This window comes from Natrinema sp. CRL1 (assembly GCF_059162405.1).
In genome coordinates, this window is the sequence record NZ_JBLVOY010000014.1 from 1 (window position 1) to 17444 (window position 17444).

The 17444-nt window shown below is 56.3% G+C and carries 15 protein-coding genes and 4 pseudogenes; 9 read left to right on the forward strand and 10 right to left on the reverse strand.

The features are described from left to right. Positions 1 to 93 (forward strand): annotated as a pseudogene (locus tag ACJYUO_RS21630) (IS5/IS1182 family transposase); the annotation flags it as partial. A 21-nt stretch (positions 94 to 114) separates the two neighbouring features. On the opposite strand, the gene ACJYUO_RS21635 reads toward ACJYUO_RS21630, so the two are convergent. Then, complete coding sequence (locus ACJYUO_RS21635) at positions 115 to 321, reverse strand: winged-helix domain-containing protein (protein ID WP_494347376.1); 207 nt, start codon at positions 319 to 321, stop codon at positions 115 to 117. Positions 322 to 572: 251 nt separating this feature from the next. Here ACJYUO_RS21635 and ACJYUO_RS21640 point away from each other — a divergent pair, with 251 nt between their 5' ends. Both ACJYUO_RS21640 and ACJYUO_RS21645 read left to right on the forward strand, forming a co-directional pair. Beyond that, positions 573 to 884: a hypothetical protein gene (locus ACJYUO_RS21640; RefSeq protein ID WP_494347377.1), complete on the forward strand. Its 312-nt coding sequence runs from the start codon at positions 573 to 575 to the stop codon at positions 882 to 884. Between the two features lie 64 nt (positions 885 to 948). Then, positions 949 to 1458, forward strand: coding sequence for a DUF8008 family protein (locus ACJYUO_RS21645; RefSeq protein ID WP_494347378.1), 510 nt, complete (start codon positions 949 to 951; stop codon positions 1456 to 1458). A 314-nt stretch (positions 1459 to 1772) separates the two neighbouring features. On the opposite strand, the gene ACJYUO_RS21650 is transcribed toward ACJYUO_RS21645, so the two are convergent. Further along, the gene (locus ACJYUO_RS21650; protein WP_494347379.1) at positions 1773 to 2009 is read right to left on the reverse strand and encodes a winged helix-turn-helix domain-containing protein; all 237 of its coding nucleotides are present in this window, start codon (positions 2007 to 2009) and stop codon (positions 1773 to 1775) included. A 172-nt stretch (positions 2010 to 2181) separates the two neighbouring features. Here ACJYUO_RS21650 and ACJYUO_RS21655 point away from each other — a divergent pair, with 172 nt between their 5' ends. The 4 genes from ACJYUO_RS21655 to ACJYUO_RS21670 all read left to right on the forward strand — a co-directional run bounded on the left by ACJYUO_RS21655 (position 2182) and on the right by ACJYUO_RS21670 (position 4531). Next, positions 2182 to 2556: a hypothetical protein gene (locus ACJYUO_RS21655; protein WP_494347380.1), complete on the forward strand. Its 375-nt coding sequence runs from the start codon at positions 2182 to 2184 to the stop codon at positions 2554 to 2556. A 145-nt stretch (positions 2557 to 2701) separates the two neighbouring features. Next, positions 2702 to 2893, forward strand: a complete 192-nt coding sequence (locus tag ACJYUO_RS21660) for a hypothetical protein (protein ID WP_494347381.1) — start codon at positions 2702 to 2704, stop codon at positions 2891 to 2893. Continuing rightward, the gene (locus ACJYUO_RS21665; protein ID WP_494347382.1) at positions 2886 to 3797 is read left to right on the forward strand and encodes a DUF8008 family protein; all 912 of its coding nucleotides are present in this window, start codon (positions 2886 to 2888) and stop codon (positions 3795 to 3797) included. Before ACJYUO_RS21660 ends, ACJYUO_RS21665 begins: the two co-directional genes overlap by 8 nt. Before the next feature lie 299 nt (positions 3798 to 4096). Continuing rightward, entirely contained in the window at positions 4097 to 4531 is a 435-nt protein-coding gene (locus ACJYUO_RS21670) for a hypothetical protein (RefSeq protein ID WP_494347383.1), read from the forward strand. A gap of 52 nt (positions 4532 to 4583) precedes the next feature. Here ACJYUO_RS21670 and ACJYUO_RS21675 read toward each other — a convergent pair. From ACJYUO_RS21675 to ACJYUO_RS21685, 3 genes and pseudogenes are all read right to left on the reverse strand, one after another. After that, positions 4584 to 4781, reverse strand: a pseudogene (locus ACJYUO_RS21675) (hypothetical protein); the annotation flags it as partial. 102 nt (positions 4782 to 4883) lie between these two features. After that, positions 4884 to 5348, reverse strand: coding sequence for a response regulator (locus tag ACJYUO_RS21680; RefSeq protein ID WP_494347384.1), 465 nt, complete (start codon positions 5346 to 5348; stop codon positions 4884 to 4886). A gap of 38 nt (positions 5349 to 5386) precedes the next feature. Continuing rightward, positions 5387 to 6928, reverse strand: coding sequence for a sensor histidine kinase (locus ACJYUO_RS21685; RefSeq protein WP_494347385.1), 1542 nt, complete (start codon positions 6926 to 6928; stop codon positions 5387 to 5389). 125 nt (positions 6929 to 7053) lie between these two features. On the opposite strand from ACJYUO_RS21685, the pseudogene ACJYUO_RS21690 reads away from it, so the two are divergent. Continuing rightward, positions 7054 to 7206, forward strand: a pseudogene (locus ACJYUO_RS21690) (toxin-antitoxin system TumE family protein); the annotation flags it as partial. 661 nt (positions 7207 to 7867) lie between these two features. On the opposite strand, the gene ACJYUO_RS21695 reads toward ACJYUO_RS21690, so the two are convergent. Continuing rightward, positions 7868 to 10324, reverse strand: a complete 2457-nt coding sequence (locus tag ACJYUO_RS21695; RefSeq protein ID WP_494347386.1) for an MFS transporter — start codon at positions 10322 to 10324, stop codon at positions 7868 to 7870. A gap of 68 nt (positions 10325 to 10392) precedes the next feature. After that, positions 10393 to 10467, reverse strand: a complete 75-nt coding sequence (locus ACJYUO_RS21700) for a hypothetical protein (protein ID WP_494347390.1) — start codon at positions 10465 to 10467, stop codon at positions 10393 to 10395. Positions 10468 to 10797: 330 nt separating this feature from the next. On the opposite strand from ACJYUO_RS21700, the gene ACJYUO_RS21705 reads away from it, so the two are divergent. After that, a complete protein-coding gene (locus tag ACJYUO_RS21705; RefSeq protein WP_494347387.1) occupies positions 10798 to 13584 on the forward strand; it encodes a type IV pilin N-terminal domain-containing protein in 2787 nt (928 codons plus the stop codon). A gap of 182 nt (positions 13585 to 13766) precedes the next feature. On the opposite strand, the gene ACJYUO_RS21710 is transcribed toward ACJYUO_RS21705, so the two are convergent. From ACJYUO_RS21710 to ACJYUO_RS21720, 3 genes and pseudogenes are all read right to left on the reverse strand, one after another. After that, on the reverse strand, positions 13767 to 14933 hold the full coding sequence (locus tag ACJYUO_RS21710; RefSeq protein WP_494347388.1) for a phage NrS-1 polymerase family protein: 1167 nt from the start codon (positions 14931 to 14933) through the stop codon (positions 13767 to 13769). Between the two features lie 5 nt (positions 14934 to 14938). Continuing rightward, positions 14939 to 17056, reverse strand: a complete 2118-nt coding sequence (locus ACJYUO_RS21715; RefSeq protein WP_494347389.1) for a VirB4 family type IV secretion system protein — start codon at positions 17054 to 17056, stop codon at positions 14939 to 14941. Further along, positions 17053 to 17319 (reverse strand): annotated as a pseudogene (locus ACJYUO_RS21720) (TraC-like domain-containing protein); the annotation flags it as partial. The pseudogene ACJYUO_RS21720 and the gene ACJYUO_RS21715, both read right to left, overlap by 4 nt. Positions 17320 to 17444: the final 125 nt, after the last annotated feature.

The following is a 17444-nucleotide window of genomic DNA, read 5'->3' on the forward strand; positions in this document are numbered from 1 at the left end:
GACGCCGTGCGTGCGCGAACCTGGTACGGCGAATTTCGAGAACTCGTCTTGATGTGTGCAGTTTACAACATCACGCAGGCCGTGAACCAGTGAAATCAAGCACCGTCTGGCGATTCACCACGGCCGACTAATTTGATAGTAGCCTGCTTCATCGACTTTTTCGATTAATTCGTGGTCTTCGAGTTCACGAAGACGCTGTCTCACAGTCGAATACCCGATCTCGTGGCCGTGCCGATTCAAATTTTGGTAGAGTGGCTTCGCAGGAAGTTCGAGGTCGTGCTCCTCGAGAAACTCGAGAATGAGGCCATCTTTCAGAGACATCCACTCCGGACGGGGGCGCATTCGACGCTGTTGTCCCGCTGATGAGCATTAACTTGGGTTGGTTCTCGCATTGAGCATCACATATTGTATCCAGTAGTAGCGGAAATACGATAATGTATAAGTATTCAGGATTTGTTGGTAAGCTGTACGGAAGCAACAGTACGAACGCGTCGCTATCGGGTTCGGAAGTTGCGGACCGGTGTTAGCCCCACCAGTCCGCGAGAAGCTCCCGTAACCAGCCTACGGAAGCCATGACAAACGACGATTCATGGGGTAATGAAAGCCCCGACCGACGGGACGATGTACAGTCGATCACCTACCGAACCATTCTCGAGCAAATCGATACCCAAGCGACGGAGCTACTCGAAACTGTCACAGACGACCCGACGCTCGAGCCGATGCCCAGACTGAGAGCGAAGCGCCACTGCCGCGAGCTTCGGGCGGAGATCGAGTATCTCCGACGGCACCTCCTTGAGCACGATGAGCGACGCGTAACGGACGACGAACGATCTGGAGGGATCGAGCGGGTCAGTGGTCCCTTCGAGGCCCTCCGCGAAGCGTAGCGACGAGACGACGGCGAGACGGGACACGAGCGCGACGACACGACCGAGTCGGAGGACGAACTCGATGACTGACCCGTCCCTTGAGGAGCGACTGCGCGAGGCCGCCGGAGAGCACGCGCCACTCGAGAACGACCTTCTCGAGGTGCTCCTCACTGAACTCCAAACCCTCCGTGCGGAACACGACCGACTCACGACCCGTATCGACGATCTCGAGGACACAGTGAATACGCTCGAGTCCGAGCGGGACGCCCTCGAGCGCACCGTCGACGAACTCGAATCCCGAACCGAGTCCCTCGAGACCGACCATACCGGTCTCGACGATCGCCTCAAGACGGGCGAGGCCCAACTCGAGCGACTCGAGGCGCTGACGGAGGCCACCCGCAACCGAACGGGGGCGAACAAGGCGCGTCTCGAGGAACTCCAAGCGCGTGAACTCGAGAAGGGCGCACACCTCCGCGAGGCGAACGTCGACGTCCACGAGATCGATGTCGACGAAGACACGCTCGAGCGGGTCACCAAGACGGACGGAGAGCGCTACTACCGCCTGCCGGACTACGAGGATCCATTGGGCTGATCTGGACCGACCGTGCTCGCCCACGGTAATCTTCTACCGATCTAGCAACACGTCCACATAGACGCGGATATGCGTCGATCTGCCACGAATTCGCTCCCGACACGACTTGCTGTGAAACCTTGGCGGGCGTAAGCCGATTCGCCCGTTGGCAACAACCTCTGGAAACGCGGCTGCAAGGATATTAAAAAAATCTCGAGGCGGACGTACTGATTTAGACAACTTTGAATGATATAGGCCGAGTGTTGGTAGAATTGCTTCTTGATGAGTCTTGAAGAGTCAGCGGATCGGAATAGAATGAATGTCCACGCTCAAAATCACTGCGTATCTTCCTCTCGTGGATCGTTAACGAGTTCGTATACTCCACGACCGATATTCTCAACATAGCCGGCTGCCTCGAGTAATTGTAATCTTTGTTGGATATACTGTCGTGTCACATCTAATTCATCGGCAATGTTTGAAGGAACATTTCGTCCTTCTACTAAGATATCGAGGATCTTATTGTCAATTTCCTTTCGGTCAAGGCCCATTGATTGCTGGTTGTGTATCGACATAGATGATTGTTGTTTTCACAGGGGCAAGAGCATTACTGTTGTCTATTCCATCGTAGTTGACGATAGTAAACTATAAGCGAATAACAGCACCTCTGTAGAATAGAGGCAGAGTAAGCTACAGAATATCTGTGGCCCGGTGTTCCAGCACCGGACCTGTGCCTTGAGCAAGGCAATGTCAACTACGACTACTACACACGAAACGATTTCGGATGCACAGCAGGACGACATCATCCTCGAGCAATCAGGAAGCTACTATGGCTACCTCGGAAAAGATGGCGAGGGATACCACCATCACGTCGATGAGGCCACAAACACCGTCTACGTGACGCCAGACCACGCTGAACGATTCCTTCCCGCCAATGCGGGAGTGTACTGGTTTCGCGTCCGTGGCGAACTCAACCATAGAGAAGAACTCGAGCAAACGGAGGATCGCGAAAGGTGGGTCACATACGTCGACTCGGTCCGAGGCTGGACAGACCGTCCGATCCATCTCAACGTCAAGGAAATCTTCGCTGAGATGCACACCGCGCGGGGTGACCGCCAATGACTGATGAAAACCGAGTCACGGTCACACTCGAACTCGAGTACCCGATCACACCAGGCGACCTTGAACGCGTCTACTGCGAGATTCTCGAGCAGGTGGACCAATGAGAGACGAATTCTCGCTCCAATGGACCCCGGTCCGTGGCCCAATGCGAAAGCTCGTCTTCGAACCCCAACCTGAAGGAGAATACTCGTGGGCCCGCATCGAATTCGAGCTATGCGAGTCTCAGTGGCGAGAAGTCGGCATCGAGTACCTCAAGGAAGTCTCGTTCGGCAGTGACGGCGAAGAAGAGACTGCACCATCTCACACCCATTTGGAAGGAGACGATACCGATGAGTAACGCTCCTGCCCACGGTGAGGTCGATATCGTCACACTCGTACAGGCGATCGATGATCTTCACGAACAAAACGAGCGACTCACCGAACGCGTCGACACGCTCGAGGGTGATCTCGAACAGACCCAAGACAAACTCGAGGGACTCGAGGCTGAGAAAACAAACCTGCAGGAAACAAACAAACACCTTGGTAACCGTCTCGAGGACTGCGAACAGGAGACCGGTCGGCTCGACGCACTCACAGATGCCGCGCGCAAGCGATCGGGAGTGAATAAACAGCGTATCGAGGAGCTCCAAGCGCGCGAACTCGAGAAGGGAGCACACCTCCTCGCAGAGACTGTGGATCGCTGTGAAATCGATGTTGATGGCGGTCGTCTCGAACGGATCACAAAAGACGACGACCAAACGTACTACCGGCTCCCCGAGTCGGCCGATCCACTCGACCGCGGTGGAAACGTCACACTCGCCCATGGTGACTTGCTGCCAGTCCAGCAACTTTCCCGAATGGACGAGGAGATGCTTCGCTCGACGGCAAATGCATTGCCAACACGGTTAGCTGCAAAGCTGTGGAGAGCAAGGACCGACTCGAGCGTCGGTGACGACCCGTGGGTGTCCGGATGCAAAGGGATCAAAGAATACGCCAAGGCAAGTGATCTGAAACACTGGATCCGCCGACAAGAACCAGGAACGAGCGAGACGTATGCAAAGAAGCTCGTCTCCCGGACAATCGACGCGTTGCTCGATCTCTCAAATCATCGGGTTACAGTTCGCAAACGAACCGAGCGAAAGAACGGTCTCGAGTACACCGAACGTCGGCTCGTACTTCCCACCGATGCAGCAATCCCAGGTGAGATCCCGGACTCGAGCAAACCGGACCAAAACCCGGAGACAGCTGGCGTCCACGGCTAACTGTAGACACCGGGTGAAACTCACCCTCGAGAGAGGCTAACTCTCTCAGCACGCAACACCCACACATCACACAGGCGGTTGATTAGGAGGTTGGGTAGCTGTTGGTGGGTCTCTCGAGCGGTCCTCGGCGGTCACTTCCGAATACGGTCTCGGGCATCCATACCGGAGACGACAGCTGTCCATGGACTGTACTGAACATCGGCCTCGAGCTTACTCACCCCGGCCATTACAGGGCTCTTACTGAAGCCTGTGACTGTCGAACCAGTTCGTTCGACCGGCCTCATAACCGGTGCACACTGATGGCACCTGCAATCACCCACTATCTCGTCGGCGCATCGCTCCTGTTGTTACTGATAACACCTATCGCGCTCCGATATCGATTGGCGCCGTGGATACCGGTGTGTCTCGTCGCACTTGGTGGAATCTGGGGACTGGGTCCCGATTTCCACCATATCGCGCCGATTTACGAGACCGAGTTGCTCGCGTTGCACGATTCACCATGGGTCGATCTCTTCGCATTCCACTACACACTCGATCGGCCAGCCGTCCGCGCACAGTATACCGCAAGCGTCTTTGGATCGATTCTGGGCTTTCTCGGTGCCGTCACGGCATTCATGGTTGCCGCAGAGCTACGCATCCGAACTACTTTCACAGGTACTGCCTCCCTACATCTCGTCGCATTGGGCGTGGCACTGTTCCTTCTCATGTTGTTTGTCGCCGCTACAAGTGGCTGATTCGGCTCTCACATCCACTAATCAGATTATCAGACGACCTAAAAGACGATCACTACTCACTTCGAAGCGAATCCGCGATAGATTTGAGTTCGTTCTTGCGGAAGGGACCCTCTGTTTTATCTGGACTATCTTCATCTATCACACCAATTTTCCAGAGAATCCCTGCCCGCATCTGTGACTTGGGAGGAAGACGGTTTGTGTCAATCTCGTAGTCCACGGCGTCACAGATTGCAGCGAGAGCTTCTTTAGTAATAGGTTTAGGATCACCTACGGTAGGTATAGATAAAGATGTCAACGGAGCGACCATCTACTTCACCAATAGTGCGAAAACAGCGTACTGCATACAGTGGTTCTACTCATCACTTGACTCCGACTTCGGTGGGAGCCGCACGATCGTAAACCAGAATTCCTCAAACGTATCGACGAGTTTGATGAAATCTTTGGATGTCACCGGCTTCGTGATATACGCGTTTGAATTGAGGTCGTAACTCTCGACAACATCACCTTTCGCCTCGGAACTTGTGAGAATAACCACGGGTATCCGTCGAAGTTCCTCGTCATTTTTGATTTCTCGTAGTACTTGATGCCCGTCGATTTTCGGGAGGTTTAGATCGAGGAGAACAATGTCTGGACGGGGTGCAGTTTCATGCGCTCCCCGTCGATAGAGGAAATCAAGGGCCTCCTCACCATCCATCGCCACGTGGAGATTGTTGTTGATGCATCCATCTTCGAATGCTATCTCCGTAAGCCGGATGTCGCCGGGATTATCCTCAACGAGCAAAATATCGATTGGCTCGCCGTCATGATGGTTGGTCATTGATATTACATGGTTGAGTATCAGCAAAGGTTCTTCGCTTAATCAGCCGGTTGTTCGACGAGCGGAATGGTAAAGGAGAACGTCGAGCCTTCCCCGGGTTCTGACTCTACCCAGATATCGCCACCATGTCGCTCGACAATTCTTTTACAGAGTGCCAGACCGATCCCTGTTCCGGGGTACTCCTGATTGTTATGGAGTCGGTTGAATACTTCGAAAATCTGGTCCGTGTACGCAGGATCCATCCCGATGCCGTTGTCAGTGACTTTGAATCGGCACATCTCCTTATTTTGTGTGGCCTGTATCTCGATCCGCGGCCTCTCGCCGCCCCGATACTTGATAGCGTTTGAGACGAGATTCTGAAACACCTGTTTGAGTTGGTTATCGTCAGCTTCCACTGTTGGCAACTCGCCGATGATGATGTCGGCATCGGTCTCTTCAATTTGGAGTTTAAGATTATCGAGGACGTCATCGACAACTGCCTCAGCATTCGTAGGCTCAAAGGGTTCAGCATCAGTATCGAGCCGAGAGTATGTCAGGAGGTCCTGAATCATCTCCCGCATCCGCTCCGCGCCATCGACGGCGTACTCGATAAACTCATGAGCATCATCGTCGAGCTCGCCGCTATAGCGGTCTTCGAGGAGGTTGAGATAGCTCATGATCATTCTGAGCGGTTCTTGGAGGTCGTGAGATGCGACGTAGGCGAACTGTTCGAGCCGCTCATTCGAGGACTGTAGCTGTTTTTCAAACGTTTTACGGTCAGTTATGTCGCGTACTACGCCGATCATCCGCGTCGCCCCGTCACCGTCGGTTACTGGTCGACCAGGGGCTTCGATCCACCGAACCTCACCATTCCGAACAATACGCGCCTCCTCGTGCTTTGGCTCGCCGGTTTCGAGAGACTCATTGAGTGCTTGTTGGACCGCGTCTTGGTCGTCTGGATGGATTACGGCGACAAAGTCCTCCCAATTTTCGATAGTGGTGCCAAACAGGTGTTCTTCAGTAGGGTAGTACGACGCCCGATCGTTTTCAACGTCCCACTCCCACACTACGGCATCGGTATTAATCAACGCAAACTCCATGCGTTCTTGAACGTGCTGGAGTTCAGCCTCACGTTCCTCAACCTTGTTGTGTGCCTTTCGGAGTTCCTGATTACGTTGTTCGAGATCAAACGCTCTAGTTTTTGACTTTGCTCCGGAAATTCCACCGATGAACGCCGGGACGACAACGAACCCCGTAATGATGAAAATTGTTTGGATGGGGTGGTCGATACTGGCATTTGGAGAGAGATGATACACCGTGAGCAGGCCACTCAATAGTGCGATCGCACTTATACACCAGTTGGTCACCGTTGGGTAGAACTTCGAGTTGATGGTAGTCCGTGGCATCCAGTATCCACCAGCGAGAAGGATCACCCCTGGAGCAAAGACGAAAAACGCGAGAAAGAGGGCGTTCGAAATGGGCGTGCCGCTTGCCACTTCTCTATTGTACACTCCAACACTCGAGATGACGTAAAGCCCACCGAGGACAAGAATGGCAGGTCTCCCGCCGAAGGTGTCTACGAGCAACTTCCAGCGGCTCATTATCGTCTTGATGGAAGCGCAGGCTCTTATACTGTTATTCATGTCCCGTAGGATCCTAATTCACGGAATTTGATGCTTAGTTTTCTGACTGGTTACCGAAACAACCCCGCGTCCAGCCAGCCAGCATCGAAGAGGTAGAGGACCGGGTTGGTGACCGTGTCATCCGTCGGAAGATCATCAAAACTGAGGATCGACAGTTCCCGAGTGGGTACCGCTATGCGCTTCACTATGGATACACCGATGGTCGTGGGACGATCCTCCGGTACGATAATGAGAACTCGAGACGGCCGGTCTATGATGTCTGAGGTCGACGAGTACGCTCTCTCGGCAGACAATACCGATTGAAACGGACGAGAGACACAGTTGACATCCTCCTCCGCGTTCACGCGGAGGAATCCCGAGCGGTGGGAGTTTCAGGTTCGCAACCACGGACGCCGCCACTTTGCGGGAACCCGTCTAACCCAGTCGTCGTGGTCGGTGGCTGACTGGCAGTGCCAAACTGCCGTTACTCTTATCCTCGGTGTCGTTGGCTCCCATCTGTTGTTTTTGCCAGCAGGGGGCCGCTGACACGTCGCCAGAGTCGGAGTTATCTTCAGGCTTGCTCGACCGACGGGCACAGGCGAACCCTTCGAGGATTCGAGTTCATCACGTCGGCGTTTCGGATACTGCCTCGTTACGAGGGCGGACAGGCCGCCTCCGACGGTCGTTCGGAATCCGCTCCGTTCCGACCTGACCTTACCGACGTGTAGTGGTTATTGCTACTTGAAAGTCAGGGTTGGAAACTCGGACTGTGCTATTGACGGTGGAATGTAACACTGAGTGACGGCGCGTATCCACGGCCTAAAGGCCGTGGTATTGCGCCTGCTCCGCGTATAAGTCGGTAACGGGAGCGAGCCACTGAGTGAGAGATCTTCTAAAAAGATACTGGACTGCGGGCGCTCATTCCTCGAGTGCCACCGAACTCCCGTTCAGCACGTCCCCTTCGGTAACGGTCACCGTTCGATCGCCGACCGTATACTCGCCGGCGTACGGAACTGTCACTGTCGCCTGCCCGTTGTCGCCCACAGATACGGTTCGTTCGTACGCTATCGACTCACCGGACACCGATACGTCGGTCCCGACAGTCACGTTCGCGCCCGGCTCTCCACTCACCTCGAGCATTGCACCGGGAACCACGGCAAACGCAGCAGCATTGTCGCTGACGAAAATCGCCTGATAGTGCACGAGTCCGTTCCCGTCGTCACCGCCCGCACCCTGCTCCTCGAGTAACTGCGCTTGCGCGCTCTCGGCTGGTGTCTCCCCGTCGACATCGGTCACGACGACGTAGCCGACCCGGCCGTTGAATCGGTCGTACCAGCTATCTGGATCGGTGGCGGACTGGAATTCCCCATAATTGCTCTGGGCGTATCCATAGCTCTGCGATTCGCCGTTTACCAGATAGTTGTACATCCGGTTGTCGCCCCACTCGCTGAGTACGAAGTTTTCGGGGTAGGTCCGGTTCGCCGCCTCGGCGTGGTCGTCGATCGCTCCAGCGGCCTCAACCTGTGCCTCGCTGTGGGTTACGTCCGCCGTCAGCCCGGGCACGTAGATCAGACTCAGCCCGAAAACGAGTAAGCCGATACCGAGAACGTACCCGACCTTTCGGCCATCAGGAATTGAAATTGGGGGCTCGAGCGACTGCCCACCGTCGGCGGCGATACCATCATGACCTCGAGTAGCCTCCGAAGACGACGTATCCGAATCGCGGAACGGAATCGGTGTTCGTGCCAGGTCGACGACCGCGAGCAATTGGACGACTCCCAGACCGGTCAGTACGGCCAGCGGGATCGCCAACTGCCCGGCGAAGCGAACCTGAATGCCCGCCAGCACGAGCAGATACCCCGTGTAAGTCCCGACGAGCAGCCAGCCGGGTTCGTACCGGCGCGCGACGATCCACGCGACCCAGCCGAGGACGACGAGTGCGAGGTAAAACCCCATGCCGAGCTGGTACATCGGCCCGAAGAAGACGGCGTACTCCGTCGAAAACAGCGAAGCCGTCTCGGTCGCCCCCTCGCGGAAGAACAGGTCGTCGACGCGGGTCATCGCTTCCGCCCAGTCCTCTGGCTGGAGCCGCCGAAATGCGAGGAGTCCCCCGGCCGCGACGAGTCCCTCGAGCGCGAGCAAGCCACCGTAATGTACATCGAGCCGCTGCCATAGTTCGCCGAGCGCGACCACGGCGATCGCGCCGCCGAGGACCAGCGCCGGCGTGGTCGCGACGAACTCTGCGTGCCAGCCCCAGCGGTGGTGCAGGGCGAGCGAGAGCGCACTTCCGACTGCGAGCCCGATAAGCAACGGCAGGTTCGCACACACCGGTGAAATTCCTTTTCGAGCATCAAGTGCGACCCGTAACCCGACGTACGCCGCAAGCGGGACCAACAACAATGGCGAGCCGCCCCACGCGTGGATCCCAGCCGCAACCGAGAGTCCGAACGCGGCGGCGACGAGCCACGTCATGGGTACCTGAAGATGGTCCCGAACGGCCGCCTGACCGTCGCCAGCGGGCTCGAGTCGCCGTTGCAGATCGACGGCGAGCCACGTCAGCGTCAGGAGCGTGACGCCGAGCCAGAAGTACTGGTGAAGTTGGTGATCGATGAATCCAAGTCCCGTGTAGACCGCGTTGATCGGCGTCACGGCGAAGACGAGAACGGAGGCGACGCCGACCCGAACGTCTCGAGTGAGCAAGGTGGTACACTTGTAGATCACAAGCCCGAGCGCGACGGACGCGACAATCGGCAGCCACGCCGCGACCGTCTCGGCGGCTCCTTGTCCGCCGCCGAGTAGTTCGGCGAGAAACCAGTTCGTCGCGTGGGCGAACGGCCGTGTCCCGAAGACAGCACCCGACGCCTCTGTGAGAACATCGAAATCCGTAGGCCCCGATGATTGTGCAAGCAACTGCTCCATCCAGTACCGGAAGTAATAGGGATCGTTCGCGGGCGAGACGATGTAGCCCTGCTGAAAGACCGATCGAAACGCCGTCATTCTGGCACCGGCGACGACGAACAACGCCCCAACTAACGCAATCACTGCTCGAGGATCACTGGTCCAGAACCGTCCGAGATCGAAGCCACGTCCGGCAACTACTGAATCCGATTCTGCTTGGAACTCCTCGCCTGCAATCCCTGCTTCGACGGCCTCGGGGTCTGCAACCCGATACGCACCGTCGACCTTTTCGACGATCCCGCGCGAGACCAGTTCGCCGAACGTTCCCGAATCCAGCTCGATATCGTCGAACGTCCAAGTCTCGTGATCGGTGTCGGCCGCGAGGACGGCCTCGAGCGCGTGCTCGCCGTCGTCGCGGTCCTCGAGAAACGACGCTATGGCGTCCGAAAGGGAATTCGGACCGCCGTCAGTAGCCATTGTCTGTCTGGTGAGTGTACGGCGGCATCATATTTTCGTTCGAAAAGGGAACTGGCTGAGTCACAACGTTACCACATTTGTGCGCCCGGCGTCTCACAGACGTCACAGATTACCGCGTCGTTTCCCTTGAAACTGCCCTGCAGAAGTTCCCCTCCTCACAAAACGCACAGGCGCTCCCCTCGAGAGCGACAAGCACAGAGTCGCGGGCTACAGAGCCATCTGTTGATTGCATCTCGTTGGCGATAAGCCATGTCTGGATTATAGTCTTTTTGCGTAGGATAAGCAATTCAAGACAAACTCGAGAGTGGCAAAGCTAAGAATCGGATCTCCAAGAGCCGGACGGCCGATTTACGACTATCTCGATAGCTGTGAGAAAGTGAATGTCCATGTGGTGTGCTATCATCATGGTCTCGCTGAAAGAGACATTTCATCCTCCAAGTGATTTAAATATGATCTGTCCTAAATGTCAGTCTATGCGAAGGCGCGAAATGCTTGTCGGAAGCGGTACCGTTGCAACGATCGCTCTCTCCGGCTATACGGCCGCAACAACCGACGAGACCACTGAGGGAAGCAAGCCAGTGCTGTCCTCCGACTTCGAGTCCATCCTTGAATTGGTTCCTGCAGATTCGGCCCTCGAGACGAGTTATCTCCGAGTGCACTATGCCAACGTCGATGGAACGGCAGCGGATGAGCAGGACTATCAGACACAAAGAGTCTTAGACGACGTAGCGAAAATCGACGAGAAAGTTGATCACGACGCGATATCGGACGTTTTCTCAGTATTCACAGCGAACGGGAACACCCAACTCAGCGTCGCAACCGGCTCGTTTGATCAACCAGAAGGAGACGCCGATAACACGGAGACACGGGACGGATGGCAAATTGCCAATTTAGAAGACGACAAGGCCTTCGCAGCCGCAGACGGACAGTTGATCGTCGCCACAGCCTCCGAAACAAATCCATCCGATGTCGTCGAGACAGCAGTCAAGACTGCCACTGGAGAGACCGACACGATTCTTACCAGCCCTGAGGCAACCAAACCCACCTTCGAACGGCTCGGCTCTGTGGCCTACGTCGTCTTCTTCCCGGATCTTGAGACAGTCAACTACCTCGAACTCGGTGACAAAATCACATCGCTCGGTGTTGGATTCGACCAACCACCGACGGAGCGGTCGGGAACGACCGAATCGGAATTCGTCCTTGAACTCGCATCGGGCGCCGACGTTGATGATGACTGGGTCGTAGAACAACTCGAGCGCGTCGAACAGGGTGAGTTCGTCGAGACGACGATCAATCGAGATGACGATTTTGTCCACGTCGAAGCAGTCGTCGATCAGCCACCCGAATACGATCGTGAGGCGGCACCTGATGCACGCGTCCGTGCTCGATCGAACGCCGATGAGGGGATCGTAACGTTCGAACACACTGATGGCGAATCGATCGACACCGACAAGCTCGAGGTGTGGGTTGACGGCGAACTTGCAGACGAGCAACTCGCCGATGAATACGACTCGTTCACTAATGGGGATTCCTTTGAACTCGAGACCGGCCCGATCGCCGATGTCGGTCTTCGCTGGTTCGATGAGGACGACGACGTATACTACTATTACGATACGATGCTCGTCGGCTCGGAATCCTTCGAGTCGAGCCACGATCCCGAGACGGACACGGTAGAGATCACGTACGTTGGCGAACTCGAGGCTGATTCGAATCTCCTCGAGTTGGTCCATCAGCAGGGCACCCGTTCTCCAAATCAGGGATCGACGACCGCCGAACGATCGTCCGTCGAGATCGCGTCTGAATCACTCACACAAGGCGACACGATCACGGTCGAGGATGTGACGCTCAACGACCGAGTTTCCCTCGAGTTAGCATCCCCGGCTAACCCGAACCGTGGACAGCGGTCGTTGGTCCACGTCCACGTTCGACCGCCGCGAATGCACCTAACCCGCCACGAAGATACGCTAGTCGCTCGGTACTGGGGAGACCAAGAACGTGATGCTACTGACTTCCGCGTCCTGATCGACGGGGAGCCAGCCGCTGTTCAGTTTGCCGACCAAACTGAGACCCTCGAGCAAAACGACGAGGTGGAACTGGGAGAGGTATCACACGGTACAACTGTGACTGTCGAATGGCTCGAGCCCGACGCAGACGACCCCGTCGTCATCGAGGAGACGGTCCTTCGTCCGAACGCGCACATCGAGTTCACGTACGACCACAGTGAAGGCGAAGCCGTTGCCAACCACAAAGAAGGCGACAAGATTGACGCTGATACTCTCGAACTCCGAGTCGATGGCGAGTCGGCGACAGCACAGCCGCTCGACGAATACGAGACGTTCGCACCAGGTGACGATGTGAGTGTTGATGTGGATCCGTTCACGATGGTCGAGCTCGTCTGGAAGGGGTCCGAAGACACCGAATACGGGCTCAGTCGCCTCGTCGCTGGTCGAGAGTCGTTCTCGGCGACCTACGATCACGACGCCCAAGAAGTTGAAATCGTTTATACGGGCACACAGCCTGCAGATCCCTCGGGGCTGGTAGTCGATCACGCTGGCAGTAGAACCGGGTCCACAGACGGGGAAGCGATGTTTTCAAAGGAGTACGACACCCTGACCGAAGGAGACGGTGTCGTGATCGAAGATGTCGATGTCACGGACCAGATCTCCGTCATGCTAACTCGAGAGGGGGACAACTACGCCTCCAGCCAGTCGATTTTCTGGTTTACCCCTGAGCCACGGCAAGCATTTACTATCGAAGAACGCGACGACGGTCTTGTCGCCGTCTATCGCGAACGGAATGATCGCGATGCCGACGACTTCGAGTTCCTCGTCGACGGCGAGTCGGCCGATGTCCAGCCGACGGATCAATATGAAACACTAACGACTGGTGACGAGGTCGCTCTCGGCGATGTCGACACCGGCACTGAACTCACGGTCGAGTGGGTCGTCCCCGAGGAGCCTCGGGAGGTGACGACCCACGTTGTCAGTCCGAACACCGAGTTCGATATCGAGTACAAGTCCGATGACGCGGAAGTGGTTGTCGAGCATACAGGGGGCGACGAGATCAATGCTGACGATCTTGGCGTGGTTCTCGAACCGAATAGCCGTGAGCCGCGCGGCTGGGACGACTACGAAACAGTATCGAAGGGCGATACCACGACGGTTGCACTCACCGAGGACGAGGACAATCGTGAACCGGCCGCGGTCGTGATCGTCTTCAAAGAGAGCACCGTGATCAGCCACAAGCGAATCGATCAGTAGTTACTCCTCTCAGATATTTTCGACAGTCAGGGTGTGCAGAAATATTATTGGTTGACTAACACGACGCCATCTGTCAGGCATGATTGGTTACATCGTCAAGTGTGATAGCCTATTCTCAGATAGGCTAATTCAGAATTGGCTATTCAGTTTCTGATAGGGAACGCGAATATCTCTGCGGTCACTCACCGTTTTGCGATTCTCCAGAGGCGATCCCAAATCGATCGTGGCTGAATCGCTTTCGAGGGGTCTGGCGGTTTCTCTCGAGTCGCGAGTCTTCCCTCGTATGTCTCGAGTCGTCGCTCTAACCGTTCGATACGCGCGGTCTTTTCGTCTAGTTGCGCCTCGAGAGACGTGGATTGCTTTCGGAGTAGCGAAAACTTCTTCTCGAGGTACACGTACTCACGATCTCGAGACGATCCATCACTGTGCGTCTGCGTTTCGTCTTGTGTCGTCTCGGACGGTTCGTAGAACTCAGACGTGTGTTCGATCGCTCGAGTAACCGTCTTCTCACCATACGTGGAGCCGTCGGCGTAGTGGGTTTCATCCCACTTTGGCCGGTCCAAGTTTGATCGCCGAAACAGCCGATCCATCTGGCCGGCATGGCCACCAGTCCAGAACGCGAGAAGGCAACACAACGCCATATCTGCTTCCGACTGGCTCGTATACCCGATGGTCGACCCATTCCAGAGACGCTCGAATTTGTCCCCATTCGATGCATTTCGTGCCTTCTCGAGCAATTGGTCGTCCGAAAGGACTGGTTCCGAACCCGGCTCTGACGAAGGTTTCGGTGGCGTCTCCTGAACATCCTCGTCGATCCTATGAACGTGCGCTGCGTGAATCGCCTCGAGTTCGTCTTGCCGGTGTTCGATTTGCGTTGGCGTTCCCGATACATGATCGCCGGTGACGGTGAAGTATCGGGCGTGATCGTACAGTTCGACATGTCCACGTCGATTGCGACCCGCTGGAAGCTTTCCACGGATCAACACGTGGTAGCCAGTCCCTGACGGCGAGACTTCCGTATACGAGTCCAACTGACCGATAATGGTCTTTGCTTGCTCTGTTGGCCGTCCGGTTTCTGGATCGCGACAGTCATCCAAATCGATCCCAACGAGCGGATCAGTGCTTGTGAATACGAACCCGATCCCATCGGCTGCCGTCGTATCCGAGTTGAGAGACTCGAGCGCAGTCTCGAGATCACTCCACGTTCGATCGTTCGTGGTCGATGCGAACCCTGTTGTTCGGGGATCGATCGGAACCTTCGTCGTCTCTCCATTGCGTTCGGTTTGCTCCCAGCAGATCCACTGGTCTCGAGAACACAGCGGTTCTGGAATTGCGTTTTCGTCTATCATGAGTCTCAGTCAGAGAGGCCTCTTCTCTTCTGACCGCCACCCCTGGTGCGGTCAGAAACACCTGCTCTCTCGGTAGACTGACCTGGCAATTCGGATCGAGACTGTGATTTCGGATCGAAGTCGATAACTCTCTTCTCGTGGTCTAACGCCCGAACCTCGATACCACGCCATTCGCCGTCGACGCCAACGAGTGCCTCCGAATACCCCGCTAAATCGTTACCAGGGATTGCATCCTGAACGAAGCGCATTTGCGCGGAATTCAGACCGAACTCATCGGCCCACTCACGATCCATTCCGTCGAGATGGTGGAACTGCTTGATCGCACACTGGTCGATGATCGCTTCCGACTCGGGATGTTGGAAGAATTCATCGACGGTCTGTGTCACGAGGCGAATCGAGAGATCGTGATGGCGATGGTGCCGAAAGACGATCTCGAGGTACTCGAGGCTCGCTGCGTCTTGCATAATATACCGAGCCTCGTCGATAACGAAGACGACCTCTTTGTCCGTCTCCTTTGCGCGTTCGTAGACCGCCGAAATCAGCAGTTGCATGATGAGGCTCGTACTGCCGCCGAGACTCCCTTCCTGCTGGGCGAGGTCGAGGTAGATCACCTTCTCGTCTCGGATATCAAACTCCGTTTCCCGGCCGAGATTCTCATAGCGTCCACCCTCGTCGAACGGTCGTAACTGGTCGATGAGCCACGTTGCGTCCTCGCGGATCTTGTGGACCTCTTCGTGCGTTCGAACGACGTATTCCTCGGAATCGGCGACCATCTCCTCGAGGATATCGAGGGCATCGCGCATCGTCGGGCTCTGGTTGTGATGGGTCGCGATATCGTCGGTGATCCCCTGCCGAGCGTATGCTTCTTCGATCGCCGTCTCGAGCGTCGTTCGTCGATCACCGAGCTGGATCCCGCGGAGGGCGAAGTAGTTCGACAGGAAGCTCATCACGCTATCGAGTTTCTCTCGGTAGGGACTGGCATCCTCGCCCATCGCCCGTTGAACACGTTCGGGGGTCGGCTTGATCTCGAGCGGATTCAGTCCCATGCTCCCGCCGATCGTGATCCGTTCTCCGCCAAGCGCTTCGGCGACACCCGCCCAGTTGTTCAGCGGCTCGAGGATGATCCCGATTCGATCTTCGCTGTCCTCGATCGAGCGGATGAAGTTCTGCTTCGAGCCGAATGACTTCCCAGAACCGGGATCTCCGATCGTGAACATCGCGTATCCGTTCTCGCGAGCGAAGGGGTCGATCACGACCGGACTCTGATTCTTCCAGTGAACGCCGAACTCGACGCCGTCATCTTCGAGGATCGTCGCGTTGTGCGGTGACGCCAACAATGCCCCAATAGCACCGCCGAGTGCGGTCGCCTCTCGACCAACGGGATTCGGCCCGACCGGTGCCGCCGCTTGGATTGCGAGATCCTGTTTGCAGATGGCCGTCTTCGGTGTGAGCCCTGCTGGTTCTTCGCGGAGTCGGCTCTTGACCGTCCGGACGGCATCCCGAAGCTGATCACGCGACTCCGCACGGATCGTAACGAACGTTCCTTGATCGAACACGCGACTGCCGTTCTCGACGCTCTTGTACGTCGAGACCGCTTCGCCGGCTCGTTCTTGGAGATACGCACCACGAACACTTCGCTCGAGGTCCGCATCAGCTCGGAGGTCGTCTGCGACTCGCTGGAGTTCGTCGCGTGCCTGCTGTTGATTCTTCGGCGTGATGTGGACCGTCAGGTCGAACTCGACATCGGTGAGCTCGAACAGTTCGTTGAGATAGCCGTCTTTCGGATAATCGGGATAGTCGGCGATGTACAGCGTGGACGTCCACTGGTTGCCAACGCGTGCGGTACGGGTCCCCCACTCGATCGCAGCCGGCGCGATTGCGTGTTTGTGCTGTTCCGCAACGTCATCGAGTAATGCACCTTCCTCGAGTCCTTCTGCAACAAGGTCGCCCTCGAGCAAATCAGCGAGTTCGACCTCTTCGACCTCCTCTGAACGCCAGTGATCCCACGCGATCTTCGCGAGCAATGTTAGCGCAGCGGTGATACCCAGATACAGTGCAAGACCGGCCTGCGTTTCTGGATCAGGTAACGCACTATGGATCGAGACCAAGAGAATGGGATTCATCGGTCGACCCTCTGTTCGTGATCGATCACGGGCTGTTCGCGGATCGAAGACGAATCATCATCGGAGGCGTGTTCTTCTCCGTTCCAGAAGTCCATCGAGAGGACGAATAGTTCGACCGTAGTCAGTCGACGGACAGACCACCCTGGCACCTTCTGGACGAACTCCGTCTGGACGGCTCGACAGCGGTTGTCGAGTTTCTCGAACATCGCCGCCCTGATCTCGGCGTCGGTCATACTCTCTCGCCGAGTCACGAACGGATTGAACGGCTCTGGTGAATCGCTGTACGGCGTCGGCTTCAACCGTCAGAACTAGAAAGATGAAGCGGGAAACCGTCGATGTCCATGTCGAAAATTTCCCGCTTCACGAGCAAAGTCGTTCAGTTAGCTAA